The organism is Candidatus Krumholzibacteriia bacterium (assembly GCA_035268685.1).
Taxonomy (GTDB): domain Bacteria; phylum Krumholzibacteriota; class Krumholzibacteriia; order JAJRXK01; family JAJRXK01; genus JAJRXK01.
The window spans coordinates 1-10,274 of sequence record DATFKK010000113.1 but is presented as its reverse complement, the minus strand read 5'-3'; the positions used below and the strand labels follow the sequence as shown (position 1 = coordinate 10,274).

Genomic DNA, 10,274 nt, shown 5'->3' with positions numbered 1-10,274 from the left:
CCTGACGACTCGCGACGAAGCGCAGGCGGGCGACCAGAGCCGTCAGGCAAGCGATCGAGCCGGGACACGCCGGTCGGCGGAAACCGTCCGCGAAGAACCCTGTCAAGAGTCTCGCGCAGAACGGTGGGGATGGTTCGTCGGAGAAGGCGCCGAGATCGACCACGCCCTTCGTGAGCGGTTCCAGAACTCGAAGGCCGTCTCCAGAAAGGCCCCGGCGCATTCCCGGGTCCGCCCCCGATCCTTTCCGGCCGGCCCCGCCACCCAGGACCCGTCCAATCCCCGCTCGGCATGGCATCCGTCCACATCTCCACCGCGAAACCACTTCCATCGCGGAAGTCGACGGACGGCCGCCGCCGCGCGTCGCGGGTCATGCCGTGTGCGATGCGCCCCGAACCCGACATCTCGAATCCGAGGGATCACCATGTCCGACCGAATCCCCGACTGGGCCCGCGCCGGACGCGGCCACTGGAAACACATCGGCACTGGACGCCCGTCCTTCGCTCTGGAGCCGAAGCCGGGGCAGGAATCGGTCTGGGACTACCCCCGCCCGCCGGTCCTGGTCGCCGACACCCGCCACGTGGTCGTCCGGTGCCAGGGCGTGATCATCGCCGACACCCACAGCGCCTGTCGTATCCTCGAGACCGCGAGCCCGCCGACCTTCTACGTTCCGAGGGCGGACGTCGACACGGCCCACCTCGAGCCCGCGAGCGGTCGCTCGCGTTGTGAGTGGAAGGGTGAAGCCCAGTACTGGACGGTGGTCGTGGGGGACTCCCGGCTCGAGCGGGTGGGCTGGTCGTACCCGGATCCCTTCCCGCCGTTCGAGGCGGTGGCCGGTCACATCGCCTTCTACCCGGCGCAACTCGAGTGCACGGTCGACGGCGAACGGGTGCGCCCGCAGCCGGGCGGGTTCTACGGGGGTTGGGTGACCGACGAGATCGTCGGACCGATGAAGGGGGAGGCGGGAACGGGCGGCTGGTGATCCCTGCCGCCCGTTCCGCAACATGCTGAAGCATACCGCACGCCGCACGACGCGCGCCGTGAGACGCGCACACCGCGCACCACGAACCGCACTCCGCCCCGAGGGCGCAGCGCGACGCCGTGCCCCGCTACACTACCGTGCCCTGCGAGGCCATCCGGGCGAGGACCCACGCCACGCACGCGGTCAAACGCTCTCCGGTCTTCAGTTCCAGGAACTCGTTCGGGCCGTGCGCATTCGACTGCGGTCCGAGCACGCCGGTCACGAGGAAGTGGGCGTCGGGCTGGGACTCCTGCAGGTCGGCCATGAAGGGAATCGATCCGCCGCTGCCCATGAGCACGGCCGGATGGCCGAAGAACTGCTCGCTCGCCTCGTTCAGGGCTTCGTCGAACCACGGCCGTGTGGGTGCCATGTGCCAGCCCTGGCCAGGCACGCGCGGTTCGAAGTGTACGTGCGCACCGAAGGGTGGGTCGTTCTCGAGCAGGTCCTTCAGCTTGTCGTTGGCCTCGGCGGCGTTCACGGTCGGTGGCAGACGGATCGAGATCTTCACGCCGGTCGCCGGACGCAGGACGTTGCCGGCACTCTGCATGGGCGGCAGGCCGTCGGCGCCGACCACGGACAGGGTCGGACGCCACGAACGGTTCAGCACCAGTTCGACGGCATCGTCGCTCAGAGCCTGGACGCCGGGCAGCAGCGGGAACTTCGCGCCCATGTGGCCGAGCACCTCGGCCGCGGCGCGCGCCTGTTCCACCCGTTCACCCGGAACCTCGGCGAACAACCATTCGGGCAGGATCCGGCCCTCGTGTGGATCTTCGATGCGATCGAGTAGCTGTCGCACCACGCGGAAGGTCGAGGCGACAACGCCGCTGGCGTCGCCCGAGTGGACGCCCTCGGTCAGCATCGACACGTTCAGTTCACCGACGAGCGCGCCACGGAGCGAGGTCGTGCACCACATGCGCTCGTAGTCGCCACAGGTCGAGTCGAGAGCGACCACCAGATCACATTTGCCGATGCGGTCGGACAGGGTCTCGAGGTAGGCGGGCAGGTCGACGCTGCCGCTCTCCTCGCTGCCTTCGATCAACAGCACGACGCGTGGATGGTCGATCCCTTCGCGCTGCAGGGCGCGCACGGCCTCGATGCTGGCGAACAGGGCGTAACCGTCGTCGGCGCCACCACGGCCGTACAGGCGGCCGTTCTCGATCACCGGCTCCCACGGGCCCTTGTCGTCGTCCCAGCCGCTCATCTCGGGCTGCTTGTCGAAGTGACCGTACAGGAAGGCCGTGCCTTCGCCCTTGCCCGGGATCTCGGCGAAGATCACCGGCGTACGGCCGGGCAGTTTGACCGTCTCCAACGTCATGCCCTCGGGGGCGTTGTCCCGTGCCCACTGCTCGAGCAGCTCCATGGCGCGATCGAGCGCGCCGGTGGCCTCCCAGTCGGGATCGAACAGGGGACTCAGTGCAGGGATCCGGATGTACTCCTGCAGGGCGGGGGTGATGCTCGAGGTCCAGGTGTGGGCGATCGATTCGGCCAGCTTGTTCGCGCTCATGGCACTCGGTTCCCGGAAATGGGGGTCGTCGACGGCGGAACGGGCATCCTAGCACGCCGTCGGCGGCGAATCGACGGGGCGCGGGTCGAGGTGGCGAACGGAGGCGGACAGTATTAATTGTTCAAACAACCATAAACGCGTCCCCCGACGTCCATGCCCCGATTCGACCCGGATCGCCGCCGCTTCCTGGCCACGACCGCTGCCGCAGCCGCCGGTTGGGCGGTGGCGAGCGTCTGGCCGCGAATTCCGATCGCCCTCGCTGCCGATGCGAAGGAGTCCACCGTGCGCACCGTCCGATCCATCGCCCAGGCCGAGCCGACCCTGGAGGGCGCCGGCGTGCACCTGCACCGCGCCTTCGGCTTCGGCGACACCGACGTCACCGATCCCTTCCTGTTGTTCGACGACTTCCGCAACGACGAACCGTGGAAGTTCCAGAAGGGCTTCCCGTGGCATCCGCACCGCGGGATCGAGACCATCACCTACGTACTGGCCGGCACCGTCGACCACGCCGACAGTCTGGGCAACAGTGGCTCGCTCGGCGCCGGCGACGTGCAGTGGATGACCGCGGGCAGCGGGATCCTGCACCAGGAGATGCCCCACGGCGATCCGCAGGGTCGCATGCACGGTTTCCAGTTGTGGGCGAATCTGCCGGCGTCGAAGAAGATGACCGATCCGCGCTACCAGGACGTCGACGCCAAGGACATACCCACCGTGACCGACGACGACGGCACCGCCGTGCGCGTCGTCGTCGGCGACTTCTGGGGCAAACGGGGTCCGGTCGAGGGCATCGCCGCGAACCCACGGTACCTCGACGTGAGCCTGCCGCCGAACACGCGGCGTTCCCTGCCGGTCGAGACCACGCAGCACGCCTTCGCCTACGTCTTCGAGGGCGCCGCCCGCTTCCGCGACGCCAGCGATCCGCGCGACGTGCGCGTGGAGGACCCCAACGACCACGGTCGTCAGCTCACCGAGTACGCGGGCAATCGCTCGCTCGTGTTGTTCGACCGCGGCGACGAGATCGTCGTCGAGGCCGGCGACGAGGGCGCACGCTTCCTGTTGGTGTCGGGCGAGCCGCTGCGCGAGCCCGTCGCCTGGCGCGGTCCGATCGTCATGAACACCCGCGAGGAGCTCGAGCAGGCCTGGCGCGAGCTGCGCGAGGGCACCTTCATCCGGCAGCAGTAGCGACAGGTCTCTCAGCGTGACGGCGCGGTCGGATCGCTCTCGAGGAGTTCGTCGACGATCTCGATCATTTCGCTGCGCTGACCCACGGCGCGGTCGTAGCGGCCGTCGGCGCGCCGGATACGGTGGAAGATCTTCTCGAGACGCTTGTCGATGTTGTCGGGGAATCGGTTCAGAACGCCGGCCTTCTCGTTCTCGTGATCGACGACGAGCTCGTCGCGTTGAGCGTGCGTGCGGCCCTCGACCAACGCGTGGTGATGGCGTGCGCGTCCGAGGGCCACGTACGGAAGGTTGCGGTTGGAGGTCGGCCCGACCTGCACGCGCTTGCCCGCCAGCCCGATACGTTCCATGCCCGGCAGTTGGAATACGCGCACCGAGCTCGACCATTCGGCGGCCTGCCAGCCCACGGCGCCGCCCGCGACCGCGCCGAGTCCCGCGAAAACCCCGAAACCGATGCCGGCGAGCGAGGCGTCGACGATCCCGCCGGCCACCACGCCGCTCGACGCGCCGAGCACGGCCAGACGCCACTTGCTCTGGCCGAAAAGATGCCAGGTCTCCGGGGAGAACAGATCGCGCTCGATCGCGTCGCCGCTCTCGCGTCTCGAGAGGTCGTGGTGGTCGTAGGCGCGTTCGACTGCGCGGCGGGCCTCGCGTTCGAGTTCCCGCAGGCGGTCCTTGTACTTCGCCTCGAGCGAATCGCGGTAGGGTTCGGCGTCCTCGTGCGCGGTGAGATTACGACCGACGTTCAGGGTCATCATTTCGAGCAGCATGTCGGTGATCACGGTCGCGGCCGCCCGGCGTCGGCGTCCACGATCGCGCAGCAGCACTTCGACGGCGCGATCCATCGGTGCGCGCCACTCTTCGCGCATCTGACCGAAAGCGCGCAGAAGGTCCACCCGCTGATCGAAGCGAGCCTGAACCGCATCGAGCACGCGCACGATCCGGAAGTACTGGCCCAGCGCGGCTTCCCACTCGTCGACGTAGCGCGGGCTGCCGATGGGGTTGATCAGCCCCATGCTGGGACGGCCCGTCCAGCGCAGGATCTCCATCTCGGCCTCGTACTCGGGGCCGTAGGGTTTGCTGCCGTCGACCACGTAGAGGATCCCGCCGCCCTCGACGATCGGCGTGAGCAGTTCGACCTCGTCGCGGAAGTCGCCACCGTCGCGGTGTTCGTGGACGAAGCGAGCGACCAGGGCCGGGTGGTCGGCTGCGGTGCTCTCTTCCCGCTGCAACCACTCGAGCGTACGGCGCGCACGTTGGAAGCCCGGCGTGTCGACGAGCGTGTAGAGCACCTCGTCGTCGACACGCATGGGGAACGAGCGCGCCGCGATGGTGGTTCCCGGGCGCGGCGCCACGACCACCGTGTCGTCGTGGGCGAGTGTCGACACGATCGAGCTCTTGCCCTTGTTCGGGTGGCCCACCACGACGAAGACCGGCGCGCTCATCGGTTGGCTCCCGATTCGAGATCGAGGGCGACGGTGCGCAACCACGGATCGCCCAGTGTCTTCATCCGCAGTCTCCATTGCTCGACGTCCTCGTCGCCCTCTCCGTCGAGGCGCAGGCCGGCGACCACGATCCGTGGGCCGTCGCCCACGCGGCGGCGCAGTGCTCGCACGAAGTCCAGGGCGTCCATGGTGGCCGGTTCCCAGGATTTCACCACCAGCACGATCAGCGAGTCGGCGTCGACGTCGGCTGCCACTTCGTCGATCGCGCGGCGGTCGTCGTCCGTGGAACGGCCCGCACCCGCGGCGTGCAGACGAGCGTCGACTTCGACCTCGAAGCGGCGCGAGATCGCCGCGGTCAGTCGGGCGCGGTCGTCGGAGGCGGCCGACCACACCACGACGACCGCATGTCCGGCAGCGTGGGTGTCCGCAGCACCGTCGTCGACGGGTGCCTCGCGTTCGGGGACGGTCCGCTCGTCCTCGCGCGCGCGGGTGTGCACCGCGGGGGCGGTCATGCGGTCGAGGGCGTCGCGGGCCGCCGGAGCGTGGTCGATCGTCCAGTGCGCGGCCGCGTGTAGACGCCACGCCGACAGGATCGAAGCCAGTACGCGGGGAAACAGCCCGTAGGTGATCATGGCCGCGAGCAGGAACTTCCACCACTTCGCCAGCAGTGTGGGATCGGCGGCGCCGGTGGGCGCATCTCCGACGACGCCGCTCCCCAGGCGGAAGAACTGTGTGGCCGCGACGTCCCGCAACGAAGGAACCGCATCGGGTGCCCACGCATGCCACGGCCACGCCAGCGCCTGGACGAAGGCGTGGACCCGGTCGGGTGTGACGGCCTCGGCCGTGGCACTCCAGGTGAAGCCCAGGTCCGTCACGAACACCCGTGCCGCGAACCAGAGGATCGCGCCAACGTGGAAGGCCACGGCCATGCGTTGCAGCGCACCGAGCAACAACCACTTCTGCACGCGTCCGAACAGACGCTGGTGTGCGCGCCCCGCACCGAAGGCCTGGGTGAGCGCGTCGCGCACCCGCTGGGGCAGCAGCCGCAGCAGCGCGCCGGCGAAGGCACTGCCCAGAGCGAGCAGGCTCTGCTGCAGCCCCGCCGACCCCGGCACGCGCCGAAGGATACCGGGGGGAAGGGCCGAGATCAGGAAGGCCAGGAGCGTGAGCAGCGGCAGCACCACGAACACGGCGAGTGCCGGCAGCACGTTGATCGGCTGACTGCCGTCGTAGTAGAAGACCACGGCCGCCGTGCCCATGCCGGCCACCAGACCGATGACGCTCAGCAGCAGACGCAATGCCCGCAGACCTCCGTCGACACGACGGATCGTCTCGCGATCTTCGGCCGTCAGGACCGCCTCGAGCCATGCCTCGATGCGTGCGCGCGCCCCTCGCCCGGAGTCGGGCAGGGTCCGGGCCACCGCGCGGTCCCGAGCACGCAGGTCGGCGTCGTCGCGCACTTCGTCGCGACGGGTCTGCAGGGCGAGGGCGAGCCAGGTCTGCACGAGCGGAGACTTCGGGGTCGGAGGGTCGGGGCACGGATCCGATCCGCGCAGCATACACGCCGACCAAGCGATCGGCACGCACGCGGTGTCGCGGATCAGTACGTGCCCAGCTCCCCGATGCTCGGCACTTCGAGGATCGTGGCCAGTACGATCGCGAGTGGCGGCGTGCCGGTACGGTTCATCGTTTCCCCTCGGCCGCTTCGACACGGCGGAAGTAGTCGAGCGTGGTGTCGAGGATCTCGTCCCAGGCCGTGGCCCCGAGATCGTAACGGGACCGGAAATCGGAGTCATCGACGACGAAGGGACGCTTCCACTGGTACAGGAGTTCGTGGAGCTCGCGCATCGTCGGGTCGAACAGTCCGGCGATCCGCAGCATCCAACCGGGCATGGTCTGGATCTTCGGCTCGCGCCCGATCCGGGCGAAGACGTCGTTCATGATCGCGCGGGTGGTGCGCGTGGGTGGATTCGGGACGTGCCAGGCGCGGCCGAAGGCGTCCTCGTCGGCCGCGATCCGCATCTGGGCACGGACGAGGTCCGGAACATGGGTATAGGTGTGCGGGAGGTCCGGATCGCCGAGGAACTGTGCAGCTTTGCCCTTCAGGACGCGTGAGAAGAACGGGTCGCCGAGCATGGCCTGATGCGCACGTGGGCCGATGAAGTCACTCGCGCGGACGATCGCCACCCGTGTGTCACCCCGTTCGTGGGCCTCGAGCATGCGCTCGACCATGCGCGCGCGCAGAGCGGGTTTGCGGCCGTGGTGGGTCGGTGCCATGTCCTCGCGCAGCGGCTCGTCGCGCGGGCCGTAGCAGTACAGGTTGTCGGTCCAGACGAAGCGAGCGCCGGAGACCTTCGCGGCGTGCAGGACGCCTTCGAGCACGGGCGGGAACCGCTCGGCCCACTGCGGATACGGTATCCCGATCGCCACGTGGATCACGTCGGCCCCACGGGACACCTGTGCTGCCCGGTCGCGGTCCGCGGCGTCGGCTCTCTCGACGGTCACGCCGGTGGGAGGGTCGGTCATTCCGCTCCGGGCCACGGCGACGGCATCGTGGCCAGCGGCGACGATCTGCTCGAGCAGGCCGCGGCCGACCGTGCCGTTGCATCCGAAGACGACGTGGCGTTCGTGGGTCACGGCGGCCTCCTCGATGGGGGACCCCATAGCTGAACACGCCGGAGCGGCCGCTGCCAACCCCGAACCGCCCGGCGGTCGATCTGCGGAACGGCTGCGATTTGCTACGTTGTACTCGGCCGCCGCCTACGCGCGGCCACGGAGTGCCCTCTCGCGACTCGCCGTCGTCCCCAGCGTCGGGGTTCTCTCCGGATCTCTCGTGGCCGCCGTCGCGCCCGGACGTGTCCGGGTGTCCAGTTCGTTCTGCGCACGGGTCGGATCCGGACGTGATCACGCTTCTCCTTCTCCTCACGATGATGGCCTCGGCGCCCGCATTCCGTGTGCCGGCCGATCACGAGCGCAACAGCGCGCTCTTGATCGGTGCGTCGCAGATGATGTTCCACCACGAGCAGGTGTTGCTCGACCTGGCCCGCGCGCTCCAGGGTGAAGCGCCGGTCTACGGCCTGGTGGCCAACCCGTCCCAGGCGGATCACCTGCGTGAGCTCCTCGTCGACCACGGCCTGCCCCCCGATGCCGTGCGCCCGGTCGAGGTGCCCGTGCAGTCGATGTGGCTTCGGGACTACGGGCCGCTCTTCGTCGACGGCCGCGACGGGGGAGTCGCGATCGTCGACCCGCGCTATCCGGTCACCGAGCGAAACCCGGACGACGATCGGGTGCCGTCGGCCCTGGCGGAGAAATGGGCAGTGCCCCTGATCGAGGTTCCCCTGTGGCTCGACGGGGGGCACGTGGTGAGCAACGGGCAGGGGTTGATGCTCGTCAGCAATGCCCTGATCAACCAGAACGTCGCGCGAGACGGGATCGAGCCGACCGAGGTCCGGCGCCGATTGCGCGAGGCCGTTCCCTTCGACCGCGCCGAGATCGTCCTCCCCCTACGCGGTGAACCGACCGGTCACCTCGACATGTTCCTGGCCTTCCTCGGAGCCGATCGGCTGGTCGTGGCCCGCCTGGATCCCGACGCCGCCCCCGTGAACGCGGAGCGTCTCGATCGCATTGCGGCCCGTCTCGAGGGGACCCGGACCCGGCAAGGGTCGCTGCGTGTCGTGCGGATCGACACTCCTGCGCCCCGGGACGGTGTGTGGCGCACCTATACCAACGTGGCCATGGTCGACGACGTGGTGCTGGTGCCGACGTACCCGGATGTCGCCGACCGATTCGATCGCGATGCCCTGGAGGCCTATCGGGGTTGGTTCCCGGATCGTACCGTGGTCGGTATCGATGCACGCTCCCTCGTCGAACGCAGGGGTGCGTTGCACTGTGTCTCGGTGCCTCTGCCTTCGGCCGTTCACCGGGCCGTGGTCCGCGAGACCGGGCCCGCGCCCGAATTCGAGAACGAGTCCGACTGAAAACGCTCCCGAAAGGACCCGCTCATGTCCCGCAGAGTGATCTTCTCCGTCGCCCTGACCGTGTGGGCTCTCGGCGTCCTGGCGCCCGCCGACGGTCTCGCCCAGTCGAGTTGGGCGGTTGCCGAACGCACCGACGAGCAGATCGATGGGTTGGCCCAGCGTCTGCTGCCCTTCGTCGACCAGGTGCCCGGCGGCACCGGTGCCGCCGCCGTGATCCTCTACGCCCAGACGCTGACCACCTTCGACGACCCGATGCACAAGATGTGCAGGAATCGCATGATCATGGTGCGTGACTTCAATGCTCTGCCCGAGCGTTTCACCGCACCCCCCGTTGGTGATGCCGATCGCGTCGAGACCGCAAGTGCCTTCGTCTGGCGCAACGGAACGATCGTGAGTCGCCCGACCGTCGAGTTCGAAGAAGGGCCCGAGGGCGTCGGGATCGACCGAGCGGAGATCGATTGGGGCGTGGTGGAAGAGGGCGATGTCATCGGGTACTCGACGATCATCTCCCGGCAAGGCCCCTACATGGCCGTGGTCGAGCGGGCGGCCGACCTCTTTCCGACCGTGTACATGGCGATCGGTGTGGATGGCGCCGACCAGTTCGCCTACGAGCCGCACTGGCACGGCATCGAGGCCGACGAGCTGCAGATCAAGGAACAGGACAGCCGCGACGGACGCCCGATGACCGTGAAGATCAACGCGCGGGCACGCGCAGCCTACGAAGATCCGCCCCGGCGCCGGCCGTTCCCCGAGGACTATCCCCACGTGGCATTGTTGCTCGAGGAGCTGTACGTCGACCCTGAGGAGTCCGGTTTCGTGCAGGCGGGTTGGTTGGACATGACCGGCTGGAACAACTTCGCCGCCCAGACCGCCGCCGGGGTCGCTGCTCTGGCCGAGGACACCGACGGACTCGACATCACCCTGTCGGCCATCACGACCGGCAAGAAGACCGAGCACGAGAAGGCTGCGGCAATCACGGCGTGGGTGCGTGATGACATCGAACTGCTCGAGGGGCCCATGATCTCGGACAGCAGCGTCCGCGACGAGCTGCGCGACGTGGTGCGGGAACGGCAGGGTACCGAGACCGAGAAGATCATGCTGGCTGCCGTCATGATGCAGCAGGCCGACGTACCGGTGACCATCGCCCAGTT

Annotated in this window: 8 protein-coding genes; 4 read left to right on the top strand and 4 right to left on the bottom strand. The window is 68.7% G+C overall.

The window, feature by feature from the left end:
* Positions 1 to 421: 421 nt before the first annotated feature.
* Positions 422 to 979, top strand: a complete 558-nt coding sequence (locus VKA86_11110) for a DUF427 domain-containing protein (protein HKK71757.1) — start codon at positions 422 to 424, stop codon at positions 977 to 979.
* Positions 980 to 1,106: 127 nt separating this feature from the next.
* Here the strand turns inward: VKA86_11110 and VKA86_11105 are convergent, their stop codons facing one another.
* The gene (locus VKA86_11105; GenBank protein HKK71756.1) at positions 1,107 to 2,522 is read right to left on the bottom strand and encodes a M20/M25/M40 family metallo-hydrolase; all 1,416 of its coding nucleotides are present in this window, start codon (positions 2,520 to 2,522) and stop codon (positions 1,107 to 1,109) included.
* A 153-nt stretch (positions 2,523 to 2,675) separates the two neighbouring features.
* Between VKA86_11105 and VKA86_11100 the strand changes: the two genes are divergently transcribed.
* Complete coding sequence (locus VKA86_11100; GenBank protein HKK71755.1) at positions 2,676 to 3,704, top strand: pirin family protein; 1,029 nt, start codon at positions 2,676 to 2,678, stop codon at positions 3,702 to 3,704.
* A gap of 11 nt (positions 3,705 to 3,715) precedes the next feature.
* On the opposite strand, the gene VKA86_11095 is transcribed toward VKA86_11100, so the two are convergent.
* The 3 genes from VKA86_11095 to VKA86_11085 all read right to left on the bottom strand — a co-directional run bounded on the left by VKA86_11095 (position 3,716) and on the right by VKA86_11085 (position 7,783).
* Positions 3,716 to 5,146, bottom strand: coding sequence for a DUF3482 domain-containing protein (locus VKA86_11095; GenBank protein HKK71754.1), 1,431 nt, complete (start codon positions 5,144 to 5,146; stop codon positions 3,716 to 3,718).
* A complete protein-coding gene (locus VKA86_11090; GenBank protein HKK71753.1) occupies positions 5,143 to 6,651 on the bottom strand; it encodes a DUF2868 domain-containing protein in 1,509 nt (502 codons plus the stop codon). The genes VKA86_11095 and VKA86_11090 overlap by 4 nt, the downstream gene beginning before the upstream one ends.
* A gap of 178 nt (positions 6,652 to 6,829) precedes the next feature.
* Positions 6,830 to 7,783: an NAD-dependent epimerase/dehydratase family protein gene (locus VKA86_11085; GenBank protein HKK71752.1), complete on the bottom strand. Its 954-nt coding sequence runs from the start codon at positions 7,781 to 7,783 to the stop codon at positions 6,830 to 6,832.
* A 263-nt stretch (positions 7,784 to 8,046) separates the two neighbouring features.
* On the opposite strand from VKA86_11085, the gene VKA86_11080 reads away from it, so the two are divergent.
* Both VKA86_11080 and VKA86_11075 read left to right on the top strand, forming a co-directional pair.
* Positions 8,047 to 9,123, top strand: coding sequence for an agmatine deiminase family protein (locus VKA86_11080; protein ID HKK71751.1), 1,077 nt, complete (start codon positions 8,047 to 8,049; stop codon positions 9,121 to 9,123).
* A 24-nt stretch (positions 9,124 to 9,147) separates the two neighbouring features.
* Positions 9,148 to 10,274, top strand: a 1,127-nt coding sequence (locus tag VKA86_11075; GenBank protein ID HKK71750.1) for a hypothetical protein, incomplete at its 3' end; no start/stop codon positions are given.

Excerpts from the sequence above, each read along its gene's own strand:
- VKA86_11110 (HKK71757.1), top strand. The coding sequence starts at position 422 with ATGTCCGACCGAATCCCCGACTGGGCCCGCGCCGGACGCGGCCACTGG.
- VKA86_11105 (HKK71756.1), bottom strand. The coding sequence starts at position 2,522 with ATGAGCGCGAACAAGCTGGCCGAATCGATCGCCCACACCTGGACCTCG.
- VKA86_11100 (HKK71755.1), top strand. The coding sequence starts at position 2,676 with ATGCCCCGATTCGACCCGGATCGCCGCCGCTTCCTGGCCACGACCGCT.
- VKA86_11095 (HKK71754.1), bottom strand. The coding sequence starts at position 5,146 with ATGAGCGCGCCGGTCTTCGTCGTGGTGGGCCACCCGAACAAGGGCAAG.